Origin of the sequence: Phenylobacterium sp. (assembly GCF_965229015.1) — a bacterium.
In the GTDB taxonomy this organism is placed as follows: domain Bacteria; phylum Pseudomonadota; class Alphaproteobacteria; order Caulobacterales; family Caulobacteraceae; genus Phenylobacterium.
Genome location: NZ_CBDDIM010000002.1, coordinates 1341743 through 1362827, shown reverse-complemented (window position 1 = coordinate 1362827; position 21085 = coordinate 1341743). Strand labels below are relative to the sequence as shown.

The following is a 21085-nucleotide window of genomic DNA, read 5'->3' as shown; positions in this document are numbered from 1 at the left end:
TGACGTGCTCTAGAGCTTGATCAGCCTCAGGCGCAGGGCGTTGCTGATGACGCTCACCGAGGACAGCGACATGGCCGCCGCGGCGATGGCCGGGGTCAACAGCAGGCCGAAGGCCGGATAGAGCACGCCCGCGGCGATGGGCACGCCCAGGACGTTGTAGACGAAGGCCAGGACCAGGTTCTGGCGGATGTTGCCCATCACCGCCCGCGACAGCCGGCGGGCCCGCAGCAGGGCCCGCAGGTCGCCCTGCAGCAGGGTGATCCCCGCGCTTTCGATGGCCACGTCGGAGCCGGCGCCCATGGCGATCCCCACCTCGGCGGCGGCGAGCGCCGGGGCGTCGTTCACCCCGTCCCCGGCCATGGCGACGATGCGGCCCTGCGACCTCAGGCGAGCCACCACGGCGGCCTTGTCCTGGGGCAGGACCTCGGCCTCCACCTCGGCGATCCCCAGGCGGGCGGCCACGGCCTGGGCGGTGACACGGTTGTCGCCGGTGAGCATGACCACCCGCACCCCGGCTCCGCGCAGCTCGGCCACCACCTCGGCGGCGTCGGCCTTGATCGGGTCGGCGATGCCGAACAGGCCGGCCAGGGCGCCGTCGATGGCGACGAAGATTCCCGTGGCGCCGTGGCCGCGCAGGGCCTCGGCGGCGGCCTTCAGGGGGCCGATGTCGATCCCGGACTCGGTGAGGAAGCGGTCGCTGCCGATGGCCAGCTTGCGGCCGTCGACGGACCCTGTGACGCCCTTGCCGACCGGGGAGTCGAAGTCCTTGGGCTCAGCCAGGGTGAGGCCGCGCTCCAGGGCGGCGCGGACCACGGCCTCGGCCAGGGGATGCTCGCTTCCCCGCTCCAGGCTGGCGGCCAGGCGCAGCAGGTCGGTCTCCGCGAAGCCTTGCGCGACATGGATTTCGGTGACGGCGGGGCGGCCCTCGGTGAGGGTGCCGGTCTTGTCGACCACCAGGGTGTCGACCTTCTCCAGCCGTTCCAGGGCCTCGGCGTTCTTGATCAGCACCCCGGCCTGGGCGCCGCGTCCGACGCCCACCATGATCGACATCGGTGTGGCCAGGCCAAGCGCGCAGGGGCAGGCGATGATCAGCACCGAGACCGCCGCCACCAGGGCGTGGGCGAACTTGGGGTCGGGGCCCAGGAACCACCAGGCGGCGAAGGCCAGAAGCGCCGAGGCGATGACCGCCGGCACGAACCAGGCCGAGACCCGGTCGGCCAGGCGCTGGATGGGGGCGCGGCTGCGCTGGGCCTGGGCCACCATCTGGACGATCTGCGACAGCAGGGTGTCGGCGCCGACCTTGTCGGCCCGCAGGACGAAGGAGCCGGTCCTGTTGATGGCCCCGGCCACCAGGCGGGCGCCCTTGGCCTTCTCCACCGGCATGGACTCCCCTGTGACCAGGCTCTCGTCCACGGCGCCGGCGCCCTCCAGCACCTCGCCGTCGACGGGGACCTTCTCCCCGGGGCGGACCCGCAGGCGGTCGCCGACGGCGATCTGGTCGATGGCGACCTCGTGGTCGGTCCCGTCGGGGCTGATCCGGCGGGCGGTCTTGGGGGCCAGGTGCAGCAGGGCCTTGATGGCGCCGGAGGTGGCCTCGCGGGCCCGCAGCTCCAGCATCTGGCCCAGCAGGACCAGGACCACGATCACCGCGGCGGCCTCGAAATAGATCGGGACCTGGCCGCCGGGGGTCTTGAAATCATTGGGAATCGCGGCGGGGAACAGGGTGGCGAAGGTCGAGTAGAGCCAGGCCGTCCCCGCCCCCAGGGCGATAAGGGTGAACATGTTGAGGTTGCGGCTGACCAGGCTCGCCCAGCCCCGCTCGAAGAACGGCCAGCCCGCCCACAGCACCACCGGGGTGGCCAGGAGCAGCTGGATCCAGGGGTTGTAGGCCATGGGCCAGGGGGTGCGCATGCCCAGCGCGTGGCCGCCCATCTCCAGGACGAAGACCGGAGCGGTGAGGGCCAGGCCGATCCAGAAGCGGCGGGTGAAGTCGACGAGCTCGGGGTTGGGGCCGGCGTCCAGGCTGACCAGCTCCGGCTCCAGGGCCATGCCGCAGATGGGGCAGGAGCCCGGGCCCTCCTGGCGGATCTCCGGGTGCATGGGGCAGGTGTAGATCGTGCCGGGCGGGGGCGGCGGCTCGGGCGCGCGCTCCTCCAGATACTTGCCCGGGTCGGCGGCGAACTTGGTCTTGCAGCCGGCCGAGCAGAAGCCGAACTCCACCCCCTCGTGCAGGTGGCGGTGGGTGTCGGTCTTCACGGTCATGCCGCAGACGGGGTCGATGAGCGGGTGGTCGTGGGGGTGATGGTCGTGGTCGTGGGACATGTCGGTCGCCCTGGAGGGTAGATAACGAGGGTCAGCACATATACCCCCCAGGGGCATATTGCAATTACCCTAGGGGGGTATATAAGGGCGGCATGAAACGCGAGAACAAACCCAAGCTGCTCACGCGGCTGAGCCGGATCGAAGGCCAGGTGCGCGGCATCGCGCGGATGGTCGACGAAGACCGCTACTGCATCGACATCCTCACCCAGCTGCAGGCGGTCCGCGCCGCCCTGGCCAAGGTGGAGACCGAGATGCTGCGCGACCATCTGAGCCACTGCATCGAGGGCGCCATCGTCAGCGGCGACGCCGACGAGCAGCGCAAAAAGGCCAACGAACTCATCACCCTGCTGGAACGCAGCACCCACTAGACCCGAGCGACCTCCCCCATGAAAGCTACCCTCCTCGCCGCCGCCGCCCTCGCCGCGCTGGCCACCGCCGCGCACGCTCAAGACATGCCGGGCATGGCCATGCCGCCGGCCGGCCAACAGACGCCGACAGGTGACCCTCAGGGTCCCACCGATCCGCACGCCGGCCACGACATGTCCGGCATGGAGGGCATGGACATGAGCGGCCACACAACGGCCACCGCCACCGACGACGCCGCCCCCCCGGCGCACGACATGGCGGCCATGGACCACGCCATGACCAGCGCGCTCGGCCCCTTCCCCATGACCCGCGACGGCTCGGGCACCGCCTGGCAGCCCGACGCCAGCCCGCACATGGGCGGCATGGGCATGCACGGCGACTGGATGACCATGAGCCACGCCCTGATCAATGTGGTCTATTCCGACCAGGGCGGCCCCCGCGGCGGCGACAAGGCCTTCCTGGCCGGCATGGTGATGGCCATGGCCCAGCGGCCCCTGGGGGCCGGCACCGTGGGCCTGCGGGCCATGCTCAGCCCTGACCCCTTCATGGGCGCCAAGGGCTACCCCCTGCTGCTGGCGGCCGGCGAGAGCGCCGACGGCAAGACCCCGATCATCGACCGCCAGCACCCGCACGACCTCTTCATGGAGCTGTCGGCCAGCTACAGCCTGCCGGTGGGCGAGCGCGGCAGCGTCTTCATCTATGGCGGCCTGCCCGGCGAGCCCGCCTTCGGCCCCCCCAGCTTCATGCACCGGCTCTCGGCCATGGACAGCCCCGAGGCGCCCATCAGCCACCACTGGCTCGATAGCACCCACATCACCTTCGGGGTGCTGACCGCGGGCTATGTCCAGGGCGACTGGAAGGTGGAGGCCTCGCGCTTCCGCGGCCGCGAGCCCGACGAGAAGCGCTACGACATCGAGACCGGCGCGCTGGACTCCACCGCCGCGCGGATCTCCTGGAACCCCGGCCCGAACTGGTCTGTGCAGGCCAGCTGGGCCGACATCAAGAGCCCCGAGGCCCTGGAGCCCGACCACGACGAAGCCCGCGTCTCCACCAGCCTGGCCTATGTGAAGCGCCTGGACGGCGGCGGCCAGCTGGCCGCGACCCTGGCCGTGGCCCGCAAGGACAAGTCGCCGGGCCCGGTGCTGTGGGGCTATCTGGCCGAGGCCGCCTGGGCGCCCAACGAGGCCTGGACCCTGTTCGGCCGCGCCGAACAGGTGGACGCCGACGAACTCTCAGGCGTCCACGGCGCCCCGGCGGTGACGGTGGCCAAGCTCTCGGTAGGCGCCATCCACGACTGGACGATCCGGCCCGGCGTCAAGCTGGGGATCGGCGGGCTGGTCTCGGCCTTCGACATCCCCGGCGCGCTGGGGACGAGTTATGGCGAGCCGTCGGCGGGGATGGTGTTCGTGCGGCTGAAGGTGGGGTGAGGGTCGGGGCCTAGACCTGATCGATCTGAGCGATCCGGCGGGCGTGGCGGGCGTCGCCGGGGAACGGGGCGGCGAGCCAGCGGGTGACGGCCGCCTTGGCCTGGTCGAGGGTCAGGAACCTCAGGCCGAGGGAGAGCGCGTTGGCGTCGTTGTGTTCGCGCGTCGAGGTCAGGATATCCAGCTGCTTGCCCGAGGCGTCCACCTGTGCGTTCCCCGGGTCGCCATAGTAGAGCGCGCAGCGGACCCCCTTGAACCGGTTGGCGACGATGGCCTCCCCCTGTCCTGAGCCGCCGGCGACGATGGCGCGGCTGTCCTTGCCGGCGGCGACGTCCTGCGAGAGCTTCCGGGCGGCCAGCGCGATGATCGCCGGGTAGTCGTCCTGCGGATCATTGACCAGGGCGCCGCAGTCCTCGACCTCGTGGCCGAGGTGATCGCGGACATATTCGACGAGCCGGTTCTTGGTGTCGAACCCGGCATGGTCGGAGGCGAAATACACTTTCATGGCCGTCACCTCCGAGCCCGCCGGGTCAATGTCCAGGTGGCCGCGGGGCCCACCCTTTGAAGCCCTTATAGGTGGCGACGTCGCGCGCGGCCATGACCCGGACCGGGCAATATGGGAGCCCCCAGGGGGCGAGGAGAGGAGCCAGACGGCCGCGCCTCAGCCCAGCGTGATCCAGCCGGGGGACAGGCTCGCCAGCGACACGCCCACCAGGATCATCTGATTGCCGCCGCCCATGTCGATGACGGCGTCGGCGCCCACCTGGCTCAGCTGGAAGGCCGTGCCGGGGTCGAGGAGGACGCGGTCGCCCTCTGACAGACGGAAGTCCAGCACCCAGTCGAGGCCGCCGAAGGACGTCCCGTGGAGAGTGTCGGCGCCGGCGCCGCCGGTGAGGGTGTCGGCGCCGCGGTCGCCGGACAGATAGTCGTCGCCGGTCCCGCCGGAGACCAGGTCGTCGCCCTGGCCGCCGCGCACCAGGTCGGCGCCGTCGCCGCCGCTGAGGGTGTCGTTTCCGAGGTTGCCGTCCACCACGTCGCCGCCGGCGTCGCCGAACAGCAGGTCGTTGTCCTTGCCCCCCACGACCCAGTCGCCGCCGCCGCCGCCGTGGGCGGTGTCGCGGCCCATATTGCCGTTGATGTCGTCGAAGCCGCCGGCCCCGAGCACGGAGTCGTCGCCCGCGTCGCCCCGCAGGTAGTTGCCATCGCCCGCCCGGGCGTCGAGGGTGTCGTTCCCGTCGCCGCCGAAGAAGCTGGAGCGGGTCCCGCCCCCCAGCATCAGGTCGTTGCCGCCCCAGGCGCGGGCCAGATAGACCTCGTCGGCGTTGGGGGTGGAGGTGGGTGGGGCGCCTACCACCTCCTCGATGACGTCGTCCCCGGCCAGCAGGGTGGAGGCCCCCAGGCTGTCGTCGCCGACGCTATAGGCCAGGCCCAGGACCGAGGCGTCGGCGTGGGCGCCGGTGATGGCGATCCGGCCGTAGGACGCCGCCAGGCTGAAGCCGGTGATCACCCCGCCGGTCAGCAGCGCCCCGTTCGGCCCGCCATAGGTCAGGCCCGAGCCGGTGAGCGCCATGAAGTAGCGGTCGGCGTTCCAGTGGAAGACCTCGCCGCCGGAATTGAGCATGACCAGGGTGGAGCCCACCAGGTCGCTGTTGCGATAGGCGTCGGCGTCATAGCCGTCGAACAACTGCACCTGCGCCATGAAGCCCTCCCCGCGCGTCAGGTTTTGACGATGGCGCCGAAAAAGGCGGGACGCTAGACTTTAGCGATTGTTTTGGGGGCGGCGCACGTTTGACGGGGGGTGGGGGCAAGTGGGCGCGGAGGGGCTGAGCGTTTTCGTACAGTGTCAGCGCAATTACCTGCTGGGCTTCACTGTCTACGAACGCCGTCGATCGGTGGGCGCAGTGGTTGCGGTGGCTCGGTCTTGGCGACCTCAAACCGGGTAACACGAAAGACGTCGTCATCACTTCGAACGCCTTGAAGTGTCGCGGCCTCAGATTGGGACAACCAGGTGCCGATGACTGACAATCGTCGGCGCTCAGGGACCGCCTGCTGATCTTCGAAGATCAGAATATAATTACCGCCAGTGTCGCGAAATAGTTTATATTTCTTCCGGCCGTAGACGGTGACTCCCGCACGTTCAACCGCAACCTCACCAGCAACATACGGCGGCTTTAGCCTCGATTTTGAAGCATTGGTACCAAGTGGTTCGTTGAGATCAACGGGTGGATAACTGCGAACCTGAATGCTAACCTTGCATTTGAAATTCTCTGCCAGCTTCATCAGGTCTGCAACCCCCGTCAGGGGCTCGTTCAAGTCGGCGGAGATCGTCGCCGCAAGCACACATTCCGGCTCCTCTTGCGGCGGCGGCTTAGCGTGCCCCGTCACTTGTCCCAGTTCCCCCCAAGGAGCCAGTGCGACCTGTAGAGCTAAGGCCGCAATTGTCGACGCATCAGCCGCTTTGGTTAGACTCGGCAGATTGAGGCGCAGCGCGTCGTCGGCATAGTGTTTGCTCAGCACCAGCAACCCAACGGTAACAATCGCGAAGGTCAAGACCAAGGAGCCGCGGCGTGGCTCGGCAGTTAGGTGAAGTGTCACAACCCGATTTTCAGATAAGCCGCTTGGCTCGGCTACCGCCTTCAAGACCTCATCAATGGTGATCTCGACCGACGACACGACCCCGGAGATCCACCCGAAAGGAACGTCGTGACGGTTCGGTTGATCGGGATATTCGAATCGAATGGTCAGCGTGTCGTTCGCGCTCATACGCTCCTCCCTTGCGCCAACATGCGCAACTTCGGGTCGAGTCGACAACCCCACGCTCCTGCGCGCTAGGAGTGCAGCAACACTGTATGAAATGCCGGAAAGGGTCTTTCACCCCCTTCGGCTGATGCCGCAGCAGGCGGACTGCGCCCAGGTCGAGGCCCGCGTCGGTCAGCAGGGTTTGGAACATGATCGGCATGGGGCCACGCTAGTGGCCCGCCGGACGATGGCAATCGACCTCGGTCAGGAATGCGGGGACACGAGCATCACGCCGCCCTCAATCGGTCGGCGTGGTGGCCGCCGCCGCCAGGGCTTCGACGACGGCGGCGAAGCCGGCGAGGTCGGCGGGGGAGACCTGACCGGCGACGGCGGCTTCCAGGCCCGCCAGGGCGGCGTGCACCTGGCCGGCCAGGGCCGCGCCCTGCGGCGTCAGGCTGATGAGGAAGGTGCGCCGGTCGCCCTCCGGGACGCCGCGGCTCACCAGGCCGGCCTCGGCCAGGCGGTCGAGGATGCCCGTCAACGTGGAGCGACGGTGACCGAAGGCGGCGTGCAGCACCGCCACGGTCGAGGGGCCCTCGGCCATCAGATGGGCCAGGATGTGGCCCTCGGCCTGGCTCACGCCCAGTTGCAGCGAACGCACAAACAGCCCCACCGCATGGGTCGCGCGGTGCAGCGGCGGGACAAGGCGGAGGCTCTCGGGGCGGGCGGACATCTGCTAGGCCGTAGGGGGCGGGCCGGGACGAGTCAAACCAGGCGGTCGCCAAGAAAACCCACCAGCAACGGATTGACCAGGTCGGCGCGTTCCTGGTGAACGTTGTGACCGGCCTCGGCGATCAGCTCAAGCCGGGACCCGGCGACGCGCGCCTGCAGCCGCTCACCGAAGGCCACCGGATGCCAGGTGTCCTGCCGGCCCCAGATGACCAGCAGCCTGGGCCGCAGCGTCCGGTAGCTCTCGGCCATCCGGTCATAGGCCTTGGAGAAATAGGTCCTGCAAACGCCGCCGAGCACGCCCGACCCCAGACGCCCCGGCCGCCCCAGCAGGCGGGCATATTCGTCGATCTGCACGTCGCTCACCTTTTCGGGCCGGAAGTAGGCGCTGCGGAGCGCGAGCGCCGTGAACCGCCGAACGCCCACCAAGCCGACCAGCATGTCGGTCAGGACGCCGAAGGGGCAAGGTGTTCGCTCCGACACCGGCGAGATGACCGCCAGGCGCAGGACCCGATCGGGATGGGTCATGGCCAGATAGAGGGCTTCGCCGCCGCCCAGCGAATGGGCGACGATATTGAAGGCGCCGACGCCGAGTTGATCGACGGTCTTGAGGATGGTCTGCGCCTGATGTTCGACGCTGTAGGACCAGCCGCGCGGCGGGATCGCCGACCGGCCAAAGCCCGGCTGGTCGATCAACAGGACGCGATGACCCGCCGCGACGAGGGCCTGGGCGTTCTGCCGCCAGGAATAGGTCGAGTCGCCGATGCCATGGATCAGCACGACCGGCTCGCCGGCGCCGAGGTCGATGGCGTGCATCTGCAACCCGTCGACGAGGATGTCGCGCCGGTGCGGGTCCACCCACGCCGACCAGGCGTCGTCGGTGAGCCGGGGCGACCGGCCCCGCCCGAGCCACGGGAGCATCGCCAACACGGCGGCCAGGGGAATGAGCAGGGGCAGGACCGTCATGGCAGCGGCCTGAGGTCCGGCTCCAGCCAGCCCGTCCTGGCCTGCGCGCTCGCCAGGGTTTCGGGCCGGTAGAATTGCAGCGCGTACCCCTTGTCCAGGAGCTCCGGGCGGGCCGCGATGAAGGCCTCGAAGGTCTGGAACCGGCCGGCCGCCACCTCGGCCGCGACCCGGCCAATCCAGAACTGGGTCAGGGTCTCGTGGTATTTCGCCGAGGCGTCATGGGCCGCCGCGAGGGCCAGGATCCCGGCCTTGACGCGCTGCGATCCGGCTTCGACGCCATCGCGACGCAGATACGACCAGGTGATGGCGATGTGGTCGCGGTGGTGGAATTCCGACAGCGTGCCTGCCTCGAAGCGTTCCAACAACCTGGTCTCGTCCATCGCACCCTCCGCCGATCGATAGCGCCGCGTGCCGCGCGCGCCTCTGCCGATTACGGATAATACGGAAATGAACTATTCGGAAGCGCGAAATTCCGCACTCCGCGCCCGCGGCGGGGAGAACGTGGCCGCGGCGCCCCCTCCCCTCACGCCGGTCTTGACGTGGCCCCGCGCGGGACCGAAACCGTCGGCCATGGCCACCTTGATCCTCAGCGTCGTCGGCAGCGACCGGCCCGGTCTCACCCAGGCCCTGGCGGCCGCGGTGCTGTCGGCCGGTGGCAACTGGCTGGAGAGCCATCTCAGCCGGCTGGGCGGGCTCTATGTGGGCTCGGTGCTGGTGGAGGCCGGCGACGTCGAGGCCCTGCGGGCGGCCGTGCAGGCAGTGGACGCCCACGGCCTGGAGGTGCGCATCGCGCCCGCCCTGGCCGCGGCGCCCGGCGCGGACGGCGAGGAGCTGCTGTTCAGTCTGGTGGGCCAGGACCGCCTGGGCATCGTCGCCCAGGTGACCGCGATCCTGAGCGGGCTGGGGGTCAATATCGAGGCCTTCAGCACCCGGATCAGCGCCGAACCCCATTCCGGCGCGCCGCTGTTCCATCTGGAAGCCCGCCTGCGCCTGCCGGCCGGCCTGACCGCGCGGGCGGTCCAGGACGCCCTGGAGGCCATCTCCGGCGAGATCATGGTGGACATCTCCCTGGCCCCGGCCAAGGCCGGCTGAGGCCCGGCCCGCAGAGGCGCTAGGCCCGCGCCGCCGCGCGCAGGCGCAGGGCTTCGCGCAGGCCCCGCACGTCGGGCCGCCAGGCGGGCAGGGTCAGCATGATGGCCATGGCCTCCAGCTGGGAGGCGATCCCCATGACGAAGACCAGGAGTTGGAGCGGCCCGCCCCGGCCCTCGATCAGCATCAGGGTCAGCAGGGCCCAGAGCGCCAGGGCGAACAGCTTCGACAGCAGATGGTGGGGCGAGGCCTCGCGGCGGAAGCGGGCGAAGCTGATGGCGTGGGTGGTGAGCTCCAGGGCCGCCAGCACCGCAACCATGGGCCAGGTGGCGGCCAGCAGGCTGGGGTGCAGCAGCAGCATGGCGGCGGTGACGCAGGACCAGAAGATGAGGTCGGTGCGGCTGTCGAAGGTGCGCAGACGGTCGGTGACGCTGCCGATGCGCCGGGCGATGACCCCGTCGAAGATGTCCGACAGCACCCCCAGCGCCAGGATCACCGCGCAGGGGACGCGGGCGGCGGCCTCCAGACGCCAGGCCAGGAGCAGCATCGCCGGTCCGGCCAGCAGGCGGAAGGCGATCAGCAGGTAGGGGACGGCGCGCAGGGTCACGCGGGGATCTCGCCGTAGAACCGGTGGAAGGACTCGATCGGCGCCTCGGCGCCCAGGGCGCGCAGGGGAAAGGCCTTCCACGGGGCGGCGAGGTCCAGGGTGTCGAGGGCGTCCAGCAGGGCCTGGCGGACGGCGGGCTTCACGGCCTCCCGGAAGTCCAGCAGCTGGCCCCAGCTGGAGGTTCCGTCCAGGCGGACCCGCTCCGGCTCGAAGGTCGAGGCCGCGTAGTCGGGCGGGAAGAGCCGGCGGTAGGCCTCCAGGTTGTAGAGCCAGGAGCCGCCCCGGACCGTCCGCGCGTCCGTATGGTGGGCGCCGATATGGGCGAACATCTCCCGCAGCTCGGCCTGGCGACGATCGGCCTTGGCGCGGGCCAGGGGGCCGAGGCCGTCCGCGCTGTCGCGGTTGCTGAAGTGGATGCGCACCACGGGGTCGGGGCTCAGCAGCTCGTAGCTGAAGCAGCCGAAGCGGCGGGTGGCGCGGGCCTCGGGCGGAGCGTCCGCGAAGACCGCGACCGTCCAGTCCAGGCGATCGGCGTGGGAGGCGCAACCCTCGAGGCCGGCGGCGTAGCGCGCCCACCCGGCCGAGGGCGCGCCGCCGTCGGGGCGGCCGAGGCCAAACCGGCGGTGCAGGTTCGTGAGCTCCAGGCAGGTGTCCGACAGGAGCCGCGAGGTCCGCGCCGCGATCGCCTCGGCGAACAGCAGCTGGACCTCGAAATAGTCCCGCAGCCGCTTCGCCTGCTCGCCCCGCTCATCGACCCGCCCGTCCATGGGCCGGGATCACACGCCAGCGGCCGGCCCGGGTCAATGGCCGCCCGCCGCCCCAAGCGGCGGGGCGCGCGGGACGGCTCAGGACAACCGCTGCAGCCTTGAGCGCAGAGCGGCCACCGGGTTGCGCGCCGGGGGATGACGCGGGGCCCGGACGGGTTCCGGACGACCGGCGGCCGGGGCGGCCGGGGCGATCTGGAAACGGCCGACGAGCTGACCCAGGTCGGCGGCCTCGCCCTTGAGGCTGGCGGCCGCGGCGGTGGTCTGCTCCACCATGGCGGCGTTCTGCTGGGTCACCTGGTCCATCTGGTTGACGGCGGCGTTGACCTGGTTGAGGCCTACGGCCTGCTCCTGGGACGACTTGGAGATCTCCGTAATCAGCAGGTCGATCTCGGAGAACTTGGTGACGATGCCCTCCAGCGCCTCGCCGGTGTCGCCCACCACCTTGACGCCGCGCTCCACCTGGAGCCGGCTGGCGGCGATCAGCTCCTTGATTTCCTTGGCCGCGCCGGCCGAGCGCTGGGCGAGCGCCCGGACCTCGGAGGCGACGACCGCGAAGCCGCGACCCGCCTCGCCGGCGCGGGCGGCCTCGACCCCGGCGTTCAGGGCCAGAAGGTTGGTCTGGAAGGCGATCTCGTCGATGACGCCGACGATGTTGGAGATCTTGCCGGAGCTCTCGGCGATCTCGCCCATGGCCAGGACGGCGTCGCCCATGACCAGGCCGGAGCGCTCGGCCTGGCCCTTGGCCTCGCCGGCCGCCGAGGCTGCCTGCTTGGCGCCCTCGGCGCTGCGCTTGATGGTGACGGTGACCTCGTCGAGGGCCGCGGCGGTCTCCTCGAGACTGGCGGCCTGCTGCTCGGTGCGGCGCGAGAGATCGTCGGCGGCCGCCGAAATCTCGTCGGAGCCGCCGTGCAGCCCGCGCACGGAGTTGGAGATGGCGCCGATCGCCTCCCGCAGACTGTCCACCGCGGCGTTGAAGTCGGTCTTGATCTGCAGGTAGCGGCCCTGGAATTCGACCTCGATCCGGGTGGTCAGGTCCCCCTGGGCCAGCCGCCCGAGGCTCGCGGCCAGGGCCGTCACCACGGCGTCCTGCTCGGCGTCCACCGCGCGACGCTCGGCCTCGGTGCGGCCGCGCTCGGTGTCGGCGGCGGTGCGCATCCGGCCGGCCTCGGCCTCCAGGGCCTGGGCCTGCAGGCCCTTGTCCTTGAAGACCTGGACCGCCCGGGCCATGGCCCCGATCTCGTCGCCGCGTTCGGCGAACTCGACCTCCACGGCGTAGTCGTCCTGGGCCAGGACGCCCATCACCTCCGTCAGGCTCCGCAAGGGCCGGATGGCCACCAGGGCCCAGGTGGTGATGAAGGCCCCGATCACCACGGCGCCGCCGCAGAGCAGCAGGGTCAGGACCTGGAAACCCTGGGCGATGGCGCGGGCCTGGCTGGCCACCGCCTTGTTCTTGGCCTCCTCCAGGTCGATGAACTGGTTGATCTCCTTCAGCCACTGGATGAAGGCCGGCCGGGCTTCGCCCATCAAGAGGGCATGGGCGGCCGACTCGTCGCCGGACTGGCGCAGACGCACCACCTCGGTGATCAGCGGCAGGGTCCGGGCCTCGGTTGTCTTGATCGAGGCCAGGATTTCGAGTTCGTCCGGCGTGACCTGCTCGCCCGCCGCCAGGATCGTGTCGAGGGGCTTGGCCGAGGCCGCATAGCTGGCGCCCAGCCGGTCGATGTCGGCCAGGACCGTCGCCAGCTCGGCCGGATCGGAGACCAGGACGACGTCCCGCAGGCGGATCGCCCGGTCGTGCACGCTGCCGCGGAAGTTGATGGCGAATCGTTGCTTGACACTATTGACGTCATTGATAGTCGCCAACTGACCGTTGATCGTGTTGACTCGGTTAATACTCACGCCCGCCATGGCGATCATCAAGATCAACAGGATGACATATCCTGATGTCAGACGCGTACCGATCTTAAAATTACTGAACACGCCTAGAAACTCCACACACGCGACCGGGGACCGGTCGCGTGTGTTTCTAGGTTTCGACTGATTAAATATTGACCTCTTCCGGCCCGCGCTCCTGGGCGGCGGCCAGATCGCTGCGATTTGCCGCGGCCCGGGTCGGGCGAGCCTAGGGCGCGCGCGGGTCGAAGCGGGTCATGTCGGTCTGGGACAGGGCCAGGATCTGGGGCGCCGGGGGCTCGGAGGTTTCCGCCGGGCCCGGCCGCAGGGCCGCGCCGCTGGCCGCCCCGGCGCAGAGGGCGATGGCCAGGCCGGCGAGCCAGAGTCCAAGGGGCGGGCGAGAGGCCATTATCGGTGACCCGGTTGCAGGAGCCCCTCTAACAGGCCTGGGCGAAATCTGTTCCGCGCCGGGAGTCCCGTGACCGGGATTTTCTCATTGGAAGGCGCGGCCTCAGGCCAGCCAGAGTCCGAGGCTGGCCTCGGTGACGCCCACCAGGATCATCTGGTTTCCGCCGCCCATGTCGATGACGGTGTCGCCGCCCTCGAAGCGCAGGGTGTAGGGGGTGACCCCCTCGAACTGGACCCGGTCGCCCTGGGCGCTGTTGAAGTCCATGACCCGGTCGAGGCCGGCGTCGCCGAAGGTGTTGAACCGGTCCGCGCCCTGGCCGCCATAGAGGGTGTCGTTCCCCCGGTCGCCGGACATGAAGTCGTCGCCGGCGCCGCCGGACAGCGAGTCGTCACCCTGGCCGCCGCGGACCCAGTCGCGGCCGTCGCCGCCCACGCAGGTGTCGCCGCCGAGGTTGCCGTAGACGACGTCGTCGCCGTCCTCGCCCCACAGCAGGTCCTCGTCCTTGCCCCCCACCACCCAGTCGGGGCCACGGCCGCCGGCGATGGTGTCGTTGCCCATGTTGCCATGGGTGTCGTCGAAGCCGTCGCCGGCATAGATGATGTCGTTCCCCTCATCCCCACGGATGAAGTCGTCCCGGTTCGACCCCTCGACGGTGTCGTTCCCGAGCCCGCCGTGGATCTGCGGCATGCCGACGGTTGACCGCAGGTAGTCGTTCCCGGCCGTGCCGTCGGAATCGTTGTCGTAGATGTAGCCCTGCAACCGGCTGACCGGCCCCTCGGGCAGGACCGTGGGATCCACCGAGGCGTTGGTGGCCGAGACGATCTGGAAGGAGAAGCCCTTGGTGTCCTCGCGGCTCGCGTCGTCATAGATCACCCCGCGGAACAGGGCGGTCGTCTGGCCGGGCGCGAAGGTGACCACCACGGGGCTGACGACCATGTCGGAGCTCAGATAGCTGACGCCTTCGATGGTGACCGTGACGGTCTTGGTGGAGGCCGCCGAGAGCTGGACGAGTTGCTCGACCCCGCGCGAACCCTCCGAGACCTCGTGGACATAGGGCGTGCCGGCGAACCGGACGCTGGGGCCGGCGGGGGCGTCGTTGTCGAAGATGTTCACCGTGAGCCGGTTGAACCCGCTGTCGGCCGCCCGCTCCACCGTGGCGTTGGTGGCGCCCGCGAGGGTGAAGCTCACCTGCTCGGTCAGCTCCGTCAGCTTGTCGTCGACGATGGCCGTCCGCCAGGTCGCGGTGGTCTGCCCCGGCTGGAAGGTGATGGTCTGGGGCTGATAGTCGACGTCCGGATTGTGGTAGCCGGAAACGTCGACCCTGACGGTCACCACCTCGGTCGACGGCGCCGACAGTTCTATCTGGTGCTCAATATAGCCGTCGCCTTCGGAGACCGTGACCTGGCGGCCGTCGCCGGAGAACCGGACGATCGGACCCACCGGCGCGTCGCTGTCGATGATCTTGACGGAGAGCTGGTGGGTGTAGCCCCACGAGGTCGGCGACATCAGAACATCGGCGTTGGTCGCCGAGACGATGGTGAAGGTGAAGCCTTCGTGGGCCTCATAGAGGGCGTCATCGACGATGGCGGCCCGCCAGGTCAGGGCGGTCTGGCCGGGCTGGAACACCAGGGTCTGGGGCGACTGGTCGATATCCTCGTTGTTGGCGACGAAGCCCTTGATGACGATCGTGACCACCTCGGCGGAGGGGGCCGAGAGCACGACCTGGCGCTCCACATAGCCGGCCGACTCCGGGACATCGACGAAGTAGACCGGGCCGGCGAAACTCACTGTCGGCACGAAACGTCCCCCACAGGCCCGGGGGATATCCCCACAGGATCCAGCCAACCTTGGCATTGCAGGTTGCAGCCAGTCAATCAGGGCGGGTCAGGGGGAAAGGTTCGCGCGTGGCGGGAACTTCGAGCGCCTCGCCGACCGTCAGGGATAATGGGAGAGACTGGCTGGGGAACTAGGACTCGAACCTAGAACGACGGTACCAAAAACCGCTGTGTTACCATTACACCATTCCCCAGCAGGAACGGCGCTGGGCCGGGGCCCGCGCGAGGGCGTGGAGATAGCGCAAGCCTTCCCCGGATGCAACGCCCCCTGGACCCTGACCGCTTCGGATGGATTCATCCGAAACGGCTTGAAGGGTCTGGATTCAAAACAAGGGGGCGCGTCGGGTGGCGGAACCGGGATCCACTTCCGCCTGCGGTGCGCCAAGGGTCGCTTGCGGCGTGGAAAGCGCTCCTCTATAAGCCCCCTCCTCAAGTCGGAGTGTGGCTCAGTCTGGTAGAGCACCGCGTTCGGGACGCGGGGGTCGCAGGTTCGAATCCTGCCACTCCGACCAATTCTTCCCTCGCGCCGGCGAGGGGCGGATTCTCCCCGCGAACAATCCCCATTTCAACGTCCCGCCGGGGCCGCGCCTGCGCGGATTCGCGCGCCTGTCGCCCTGCCTGGAAGCTTGGCCGTAGTGAGCGGGGCTGCGAGACTTTCCGAATCGGCAGCGGTGGGGAGTCTCAAGATGGATGGCGCGGCCCGCATGACCGATCGTGCGATGAAGCTCGCCCAGCGTGTCGATCTGGAGAGCCGCCTGTCGCGCTTCCAGATCGATGGATCGACCCGGACCAACCTTGGCCAGCTCAAGGTGATGCGGAACGGCGGGCTGGAGACCATCATCGCCCACTTCTACGAATATCTGCGGCGGTTTCCCGAGACCCAGGCCCTGTTGAAGGGGCACAACGAGGACCGGCTTCGGCACCGCCAGAAGGAACACTGGACCCACCTGTTCAGCTGCGACTTCGACCAGAGGTATGTGCACAGCTGCCTGATGGTGGGCCTGGCGCATTATCAGGCGCGCGTCGCGCCTCACACCTACATCGCCGCCTACAGCTTCTTTCAGTCCGAGCTGCTGCGGGCCGCCATCAAGCTGCACACGCCCGCCGAGGTGGAGGCTCTGTCCATCTCCATCGGCAAGGTCATCATGCTGGACATGTCCATCGCCCTGAACGCCTACATCCTGGACGCGGTGTCGATGAAGCCGTGATCGCGCGAAGGCCGCCACCCCCAAGCGACAAAGCGCCGCGGCCCAGCGCCCCATGTTCGGCGCGCGATTTCCGAAACATTAACCGTCACGCCCCACACCTGAGGACAGGTCGTGAGTCGGTTGGCTGACGATCATTCGCAGCGAGGAAGTCCTATGCCAGCGTCCGGGGGTCTGCCGCTTGTCGGCGCCGAGCTGATCTCGATCATGGCCGGCGGCCAGCAGTTCGCCATAGACATCATGTCGGTGCGGGAAATCCGCGGCTGGACGGCGTCCACGCCCCTGCCCCACGCCCCCTCCCACGTCCTGGGCATGATCAACCTGCGCGGCTCGATCCTGCCGGTGGTGGACCTGGCCTCGCGCCTGGGCCTCGGCATGGCCTCCCCCAACCAGTCCTCCGTGGTGGTGGTGACCCAGATCCACGACCGCGAGGTCGGCCTGCTGGTGGACGCGGTCTGCGACATCCTCACCGTCACCGAGAACATGCTGCACGAGCCGCCGGACGTCGGCGCCGACCAGGTGCGCGAATTCGTCGACGCGGTGATGTCCACCGACGAGGGCATCGTCAGCCTGCTGTCCCTGGACAACGTCCTGCCCAAGAGCCTGGCGCTCGCGGCCTAGGCTAATCCGCGCACCTGCGGCGAAACTCCCGCCGAGATTGCGGCGTCTTCATTTGATCGAGACGCACAACCATATAGCCTGTGGGCGCCGTCTCCCCGCAGGATTTCCATGAAGCAGTTTCTCATCACCGCGGCCGGCGTCTTCGCGGGTCTGGTGCTTTTCCTGGTGGGGATTCCCTTCCTGCTGATCTCCCTGGCCGCGGCCTCGGCCCGGCCCGACGCCACGCCCGCCCGGGCGGTCCTGAACCTGGACCTGCGCGACGGCCTGACCGACCAGGACCCCAACAACCCCCTGGCGGCCTTCGGGCGGCGCTCGATGTCGGTGATGTCGGTGATCGAGACCCTGAGGCGGGCCGAGAACGACGGCAAGATCAAGAGCCTGCTGATCCGCCTGCCCGAGGGGGGCATGGAGCCGGCCGCCGCCGACGAGCTGCGCCTGGCCATCAAGCACTTCCGGGCCAGCGGCAAGCCGGTCCTGGCCCACAGCCAGGGGCTCTATCCCTCCGGGATCGTCACCTCGACCTATCTGGTGGGCGCCTCGAGCGGCGACCTGTGGATGCAGCCCGGCGCCTCGTTCCAGGTCACCGGCCTGGCCAGCGAGGACGTCTTCTTCAAGCGCCTGTTCGACAAGTACGGCGTCAAGGCCGACTACGAGCAGCGCTACGAGTACAAGAACGCGGTCAATCCCTACCTGCACGACGACTATACGCCGGCCCACAAGGAATCGACCCTGTCCTGGATGGGCTCGGTCTATCGCACCAGCCTGACCACGGCGGCCCTGGACCGCAAGAAGAACCCCGCCGCGCTGCAGGCGACGATGGAAGCGGGCCCCTATCTGGCTGAGAGCGCCGCCAAGCTGGGCCTGATCGACAGGGTGGGCCAGGTGAAGGAGGCCCAGACCGCCCTGCTGACCAAGGCCGGGGACGGCGCCAAGCTGGTGGACTTCGGCGACTACATGCACGCCGTGCGCGACCGCAGCGCCGGCTCGGGGGCGGCCATCGCGGTGGTGGAGGGCGAGGGCCCGATCATCACCGGCCATGACGGTGTGAAGAACCCCTTCTCCGGCGGATCGACCATCTATTCCGACGACCTGTCGGACGCCATCTACGCCGCCGTCGAGGACAAGAACGTCAAGGCCATCGTCTTCCGGCTGAACTCGCCGGGCGGGTCCGACACCGCCTCGGAACAGATCCTGGCGGCGATCCGGGCGGCGAAGGCCGCCAAGAAGCCGGTGGTGATCTCCATGGGGACCTATGCGGCCTCCGGCGGCTACTGGATCTCCTCCCAGGCCTCGGCCATCGTGGCCCAGCCCACGACGCTCACCGGCTCCATCGGCGTCTATGGCGGCAAGTTCGCGCTCGGGCCGGCGCTCGCCAAGCAGGGCGTCGACGTGCGCGAGACCAGCGTGGGCGCCCCCTATGCCGGCGCCTTCGGCATGGGCCAGGAGTTCTCCGCCAGCGACCGCGCCCACTTCGCCGGCTGGATGGACCAGATCTACGGCAACTTCATCGCCCGCGTCGCCAGCGGCCGCCACCTGCCCGAGGCCCGCGTGCGCGAGATCGCCAAGGGCCGGGTGTGGACCGGCGCCCAGGCCCGGCAGCTCGGCCTGGTCGACGAGATCGGCGGCTTCTACCAGGCGGTGGACAAGGCCAAGGCCCTGGCCGACCTGAAGGGCGACGTCCGCCTGAAGCGCATGACCCGCCAGACCTCGCCCTTCGAGGCCCTGGAAGGGGCCCTGGGGGTGTCCGCGACCTCGGTGAGGACCCTGGCGGCGGCGGCCTGGATCCTGGGCGACCCGCGCGCCCAGAGCGTGCTGGACGACCTGGCCGACGAACGCCTGCGCGGCCAGAGCCACACCAGCGTCATGGCCCCGCGCGAGTTCTGATCAGCCTTGGGGGAAGACCGGCGGGTCGGGGGACTTGCCGGTCTGGAACACCACCTCGCGGCGGCCGAAATCCAGCTCGATGGACCGGAAGTGACGCATGACGTCCATGCCGATGAGGATGGCCGGCCGGTCCACGAGGTCCCAGATCTTGAAGGTGTGCAGGTCGGCGAAGACGCAGGAGAGGTTGCCGATGCGCAGCCCCCCCAGGCGCAGGCCCGGCAGGCGGGCCAGGTCGCCGGAGACCGTCTGACCGGTGGCGCTCACCAGCTGGACCCTCTGGGTGCGCAGGGCCAGGCCCGGCTCCTGCAGGAAGGCGGCGTTGCGCAGGGCCAGGTTGCCCACCGTCGACTGGGCGCCTGAGTCCAGGAAGGCGGTGATGGGCAGGCCGACGCCGACCTCCGCATCGATGATGGTGAGCTGGCCGAACCGGTAGCGGGCCGGCACCACCACGATGTTGGGGTCGAAGACCGGCGCCGCCAGCCGCCCCGTGCCCCCGGTGGTGGCGCGCTTGCGGAAGCTGGTGTCCGACGGGGCGATGTTGAAGCGGTTACGCTCGAAATCCAGCAGCACGTCGCGGCGGGTCAGGACGTCGACCCCCAGCAGGCCGTCGGCCCCCAGGTCGCGGCGGGGAATCAGCGGCATGCGGACGCGGCCGGTGACCACGCTGCCGATGGTCATGCGGCGCACCGCGACGGTCTCGGCCGGCTCCACCCCGGCGATGCCGTGGATCTGGGCGGTCCCGGCGCTGGGCAGGCCCAGGCCGATCGCGGTCTCGATGGCCAGGACCGAATGATTGGCGCCGGTGTCGACCACGAAGGTGAAGGGCCCCGCCCCGTCCACCAGCACCGGCACGGTCATCCGCTGGACGGGATCGAAGCCGGCCTGCAGCACGGCGTCATCGCTGGGCGGCGGGGGATTCGGCGCGCTGACCGGCGGCAGGGGGGTCTCGGTGAGGTTGACCTGGATCATCCCCCGCCCGCTCATCGGGACCGCGGCGCAGCCCGCCAGCGGCCCCGTGGCCGCCAGGCCCGCGATGAGCCCCCGTCGCGTCTGGTCGAAACCGCTCATTGTCTATGCGTCGCCCCCCTCGGACTTTCGTTGAGGCTAACGGATTTTCCCCCGCCGAAGCGCGTCTTATTTTCGGTTGCGCCGGGGCGGCGCGGCGCCTAGCGATAGGTCTTGTCTCCAGGAGCGTCCTCATGGCTCAACCGGTCGCCATCATCCGCAGCAAGCCCGACACCCTGGGGCCGGAGGTGCGCAAGTTCGCCCAGGCGCCGCTGCGGCAGACGGCCTTCCTCAACAGCGTGCCCAAGTGCGGCACCCACCTGTTGCGCAACATCGTGCGCATGTTCGTGCCCACCGAGCAGCACTACGACCGCGAGTTCATCCAGGTGCAGAACCTGCAGCAGCACATCGGGGCGCTGAACCCCGGCCGGCCGCAGTTCAGCGTCGGCCACCTGGTGTTCGCCGACATCTCGCTGATGGCGCTGAAGCACGCGCGCCAGGTGGTGCTGGTGCGCGACCCCTATGACTATGTCCTGGCCCGGGCGCGGTTCAGCCTGTCGGACCAGCTCGATCATCCTGAGCTCAACCCCCTGAAGAACGGGGCCGTCAGCGTCGAGCAGATGTTGAACCTGATGATCTTTGGCATTCCAGGCAAGGGGCCGGCCCTGCGGGAGGTCTTCACCTTCCACGCCGTGGCCTGGCTGGGCACGGGGGTGGAGCTGGTGCGCTACGAGGACATCATCGCCCACCTGAAGGACCTGGAGGGCCCGGCGGCCAAGGCCTTCTTCGAGGACCTGCTGGGCAAGTTCGGTATCGCCCTGCCCGACGACTGGCGCGAGCGGGTGAAGGTGGGCTCGGCCCGCGAGCACAGCGCCACCTCCCGCGAGAAGCTGTCGGGGGGCCAGGCCCTGCCCGACGTCCTGCCCGACACCCAGAAGCGCCTGGTGGACTTCATGGCGCCCGGTCTGCGGGAACTGCTCGGCTACGCCTGAGGGCGAAGTTCTCCCTCGGAGGGTGGCCGGTCTGAGATCGGCGCGATGAGGGGGCACGCTCCCCTCGCCGAACAATAACTCCCGTCATCCCGGACGGCCGCCAGGCCGATCCCGGGCCCAGGTGACTGGGCTGGGCTCCTGGGTCCCGGCTCTCCGCTTCGCTGCGGCCGGGATGACGTAGGAGATTTATCGGATAGGCCTATCGCCCCACGCTGCTCCGCACGACCACCCT

General features: G+C 69.4%; 20 protein-coding genes, 2 tRNA genes and 1 pseudogene. 8 read left to right on the top strand and 15 right to left on the bottom strand.

Annotated features, from left to right (window positions below; translation table 11 throughout):
• Window positions 1-9: 9 nt before the first annotated feature.
• Window positions 10-2322 carry a heavy metal translocating P-type ATPase gene (locus tag ACO06I_RS22955; protein WP_421934937.1) on the bottom strand — a complete coding sequence of 771 codons (2313 nt, stop codon included), beginning with the start codon at window positions 2320-2322 and terminating at the stop codon, window positions 10-12.
• A gap of 92 nt (window positions 2323-2414) precedes the next feature.
• Between ACO06I_RS22955 and ACO06I_RS22950 the strand changes: the two genes are divergently transcribed.
• Both ACO06I_RS22950 and ACO06I_RS22945 read left to right on the top strand, forming a co-directional pair.
• Window positions 2415-2690, top strand: coding sequence for a metal-sensitive transcriptional regulator (locus ACO06I_RS22950; RefSeq protein ID WP_421934936.1), 276 nt, complete (start codon window positions 2415-2417; stop codon window positions 2688-2690).
• A gap of 18 nt (window positions 2691-2708) precedes the next feature.
• Entirely contained in the window at window positions 2709-4115 is a 1407-nt protein-coding gene (locus ACO06I_RS22945) for a hypothetical protein (RefSeq protein ID WP_421934935.1), read from the top strand.
• Window positions 4116-4125: 10 nt separating this feature from the next.
• On the opposite strand, the gene ACO06I_RS22940 is transcribed toward ACO06I_RS22945, so the two are convergent.
• From ACO06I_RS22940 to ACO06I_RS22915, 6 genes are all read right to left on the bottom strand, one after another.
• On the bottom strand, window positions 4126-4617 hold the full coding sequence (locus ACO06I_RS22940) for an RpiB/LacA/LacB family sugar-phosphate isomerase (RefSeq protein WP_421934934.1): 492 nt from the start codon (window positions 4615-4617) through the stop codon (window positions 4126-4128).
• 156 nt (window positions 4618-4773) lie between these two features.
• On the bottom strand, window positions 4774-5811 hold the full coding sequence (locus ACO06I_RS22935) for a calcium-binding protein (RefSeq protein ID WP_421934933.1): 1038 nt from the start codon (window positions 5809-5811) through the stop codon (window positions 4774-4776).
• A gap of 167 nt (window positions 5812-5978) precedes the next feature.
• A complete protein-coding gene (locus ACO06I_RS22930) occupies window positions 5979-6875 on the bottom strand; it encodes a hypothetical protein (RefSeq protein ID WP_421934932.1) in 897 nt (298 codons plus the stop codon).
• A 274-nt stretch (window positions 6876-7149) separates the two neighbouring features.
• A complete protein-coding gene (locus ACO06I_RS22925; protein ID WP_421934931.1) occupies window positions 7150-7584 on the bottom strand; it encodes a MarR family winged helix-turn-helix transcriptional regulator in 435 nt (144 codons plus the stop codon).
• A 32-nt stretch (window positions 7585-7616) separates the two neighbouring features.
• Window positions 7617-8546, bottom strand: coding sequence for an alpha/beta fold hydrolase (locus tag ACO06I_RS22920; protein WP_421934930.1), 930 nt, complete (start codon window positions 8544-8546; stop codon window positions 7617-7619).
• Window positions 8543-8926 carry a hypothetical protein gene (locus ACO06I_RS22915; RefSeq protein WP_421934929.1) on the bottom strand — a complete coding sequence of 128 codons (384 nt, stop codon included), beginning with the start codon at window positions 8924-8926 and terminating at the stop codon, window positions 8543-8545. Before ACO06I_RS22915 ends, ACO06I_RS22920 begins: the two co-directional genes overlap by 4 nt.
• Window positions 8927-9116: 190 nt before the next feature.
• On the opposite strand from ACO06I_RS22915, the gene ACO06I_RS22910 reads away from it, so the two are divergent.
• Complete coding sequence (locus tag ACO06I_RS22910; RefSeq protein ID WP_421934928.1) at window positions 9117-9638, top strand: glycine cleavage system protein R; 522 nt, start codon at window positions 9117-9119, stop codon at window positions 9636-9638.
• A 19-nt stretch (window positions 9639-9657) separates the two neighbouring features.
• Here ACO06I_RS22910 and ACO06I_RS22905 read toward each other — a convergent pair whose 3' ends face one another.
• From ACO06I_RS22905 to ACO06I_RS22880, 6 genes are all read right to left on the bottom strand, one after another.
• On the bottom strand, window positions 9658-10242 hold the full coding sequence (locus ACO06I_RS22905; protein WP_421934927.1) for a CDP-alcohol phosphatidyltransferase family protein: 585 nt from the start codon (window positions 10240-10242) through the stop codon (window positions 9658-9660).
• On the bottom strand, window positions 10239-11009 hold the full coding sequence (locus tag ACO06I_RS22900) for a hypothetical protein (RefSeq protein WP_421934926.1): 771 nt from the start codon (window positions 11007-11009) through the stop codon (window positions 10239-10241). The genes ACO06I_RS22905 and ACO06I_RS22900 overlap by 4 nt, the downstream gene beginning before the upstream one ends.
• Before the next feature lie 78 nt (window positions 11010-11087).
• Window positions 11088-12989 carry a HAMP domain-containing methyl-accepting chemotaxis protein gene (locus ACO06I_RS22895; protein ID WP_421934925.1) on the bottom strand — a complete coding sequence of 634 codons (1902 nt, stop codon included), beginning with the start codon at window positions 12987-12989 and terminating at the stop codon, window positions 11088-11090.
• Window positions 12990-13131: 142 nt separating this feature from the next.
• Complete coding sequence (locus ACO06I_RS22890) at window positions 13132-13311, bottom strand: hypothetical protein (protein WP_421934924.1); 180 nt, start codon at window positions 13309-13311, stop codon at window positions 13132-13134.
• A 102-nt stretch (window positions 13312-13413) separates the two neighbouring features.
• On the bottom strand, window positions 13414-15108 hold the full coding sequence (locus ACO06I_RS22885) for a Calx-beta domain-containing protein (protein ID WP_421934923.1): 1695 nt from the start codon (window positions 15106-15108) through the stop codon (window positions 13414-13416).
• A gap of 158 nt (window positions 15109-15266) precedes the next feature.
• Window positions 15267-15340, bottom strand: a tRNA-Gln gene (locus tag ACO06I_RS22880).
• Between the two features lie 241 nt (window positions 15341-15581).
• Here ACO06I_RS22880 and ACO06I_RS22875 point away from each other — a divergent pair.
• From ACO06I_RS22875 to sppA, 4 genes are all read left to right on the top strand, one after another.
• Window positions 15582-15658 (top strand) — tRNA-Pro (locus ACO06I_RS22875).
• Between the two features lie 192 nt (window positions 15659-15850).
• Window positions 15851-16354, top strand: a complete 504-nt coding sequence (locus tag ACO06I_RS22870) for a protoglobin domain-containing protein (protein ID WP_421934922.1) — start codon at window positions 15851-15853, stop codon at window positions 16352-16354.
• A gap of 153 nt (window positions 16355-16507) precedes the next feature.
• Window positions 16508-16972 carry a chemotaxis protein CheW gene (locus tag ACO06I_RS22865; protein ID WP_293498167.1) on the top strand — a complete coding sequence of 155 codons (465 nt, stop codon included), beginning with the start codon at window positions 16508-16510 and terminating at the stop codon, window positions 16970-16972.
• 108 nt (window positions 16973-17080) lie between these two features.
• Window positions 17081-18856, top strand: a complete 1776-nt coding sequence (sppA, locus tag ACO06I_RS22860; protein WP_421934921.1) for a signal peptide peptidase SppA — start codon at window positions 17081-17083, stop codon at window positions 18854-18856.
• On the opposite strand, the gene ACO06I_RS22855 is transcribed toward sppA, so the two are convergent.
• Window positions 18857-19924: a retroviral-like aspartic protease family protein gene (locus ACO06I_RS22855; protein WP_421934920.1), complete on the bottom strand. Its 1068-nt coding sequence runs from the start codon at window positions 19922-19924 to the stop codon at window positions 18857-18859. It lies immediately after the preceding gene.
• Between the two features lie 131 nt (window positions 19925-20055).
• Between ACO06I_RS22855 and ACO06I_RS22850 the strand changes: the two genes are divergently transcribed.
• The gene (locus tag ACO06I_RS22850) at window positions 20056-20853 is read left to right on the top strand and encodes a hypothetical protein (RefSeq protein ID WP_421934919.1); all 798 of its coding nucleotides are present in this window, start codon (window positions 20056-20058) and stop codon (window positions 20851-20853) included.
• A 97-nt stretch (window positions 20854-20950) separates the two neighbouring features.
• Here the strand turns inward: ACO06I_RS22850 and ACO06I_RS22845 are convergent.
• Window positions 20951-21028, bottom strand: a pseudogene (locus ACO06I_RS22845) (hypothetical protein); the annotation flags it as partial.
• Between the last annotated feature and the right edge of the window lie 57 nt (window positions 21029-21085).

Bases quoted from the DNA above. Each gene is read 5' to 3' on its own strand.
- ACO06I_RS22955 (WP_421934937.1), bottom strand. From the start codon at position 2,322: ATGTCCCACGACCACGACCATCACCCCCACGACCACCCGCTCATCGAC.
- ACO06I_RS22950 (WP_421934936.1), top strand. From the start codon at position 2,415: ATGAAACGCGAGAACAAACCCAAGCTGCTCACGCGGCTGAGCCGGATC.
- ACO06I_RS22945 (WP_421934935.1), top strand. From the start codon at position 2,709: ATGAAAGCTACCCTCCTCGCCGCCGCCGCCCTCGCCGCGCTGGCCACC.
- ACO06I_RS22940 (WP_421934934.1), bottom strand. From the start codon at position 4,617: ATGAAAGTGTATTTCGCCTCCGACCATGCCGGGTTCGACACCAAGAAC.
- ACO06I_RS22935 (WP_421934933.1), bottom strand. From the start codon at position 5,811: ATGGCGCAGGTGCAGTTGTTCGACGGCTATGACGCCGACGCCTATCGC.
- ACO06I_RS22930 (WP_421934932.1), bottom strand. From the start codon at position 6,875: ATGAGCGCGAACGACACGCTGACCATTCGATTCGAATATCCCGATCAA.
- ACO06I_RS22925 (WP_421934931.1), bottom strand. From the start codon at position 7,584: ATGTCCGCCCGCCCCGAGAGCCTCCGCCTTGTCCCGCCGCTGCACCGC.
- ACO06I_RS22920 (WP_421934930.1), bottom strand. From the start codon at position 8,546: ATGACGGTCCTGCCCCTGCTCATTCCCCTGGCCGCCGTGTTGGCGATG.
- ACO06I_RS22915 (WP_421934929.1), bottom strand. From the start codon at position 8,926: ATGGACGAGACCAGGTTGTTGGAACGCTTCGAGGCAGGCACGCTGTCG.
- ACO06I_RS22910 (WP_421934928.1), top strand. From the start codon at position 9,117: ATGGCCACCTTGATCCTCAGCGTCGTCGGCAGCGACCGGCCCGGTCTC.
- ACO06I_RS22900 (WP_421934926.1), bottom strand. From the start codon at position 11,009: ATGGACGGGCGGGTCGATGAGCGGGGCGAGCAGGCGAAGCGGCTGCGG.
- ACO06I_RS22890 (WP_421934924.1), bottom strand. From the start codon at position 13,311: ATGGCCTCTCGCCCGCCCCTTGGACTCTGGCTCGCCGGCCTGGCCATC.
- ACO06I_RS22870 (WP_421934922.1), top strand. From the start codon at position 15,851: ATGACCGATCGTGCGATGAAGCTCGCCCAGCGTGTCGATCTGGAGAGC.
- ACO06I_RS22865 (WP_293498167.1), top strand. From the start codon at position 16,508: ATGCCAGCGTCCGGGGGTCTGCCGCTTGTCGGCGCCGAGCTGATCTCG.
- sppA (WP_421934921.1), top strand. From the start codon at position 17,081: ATGAAGCAGTTTCTCATCACCGCGGCCGGCGTCTTCGCGGGTCTGGTG.
- ACO06I_RS22855 (WP_421934920.1), bottom strand. From the start codon at position 19,924: ATGAGCGGTTTCGACCAGACGCGACGGGGGCTCATCGCGGGCCTGGCG.
- ACO06I_RS22850 (WP_421934919.1), top strand. From the start codon at position 20,056: ATGGCTCAACCGGTCGCCATCATCCGCAGCAAGCCCGACACCCTGGGG.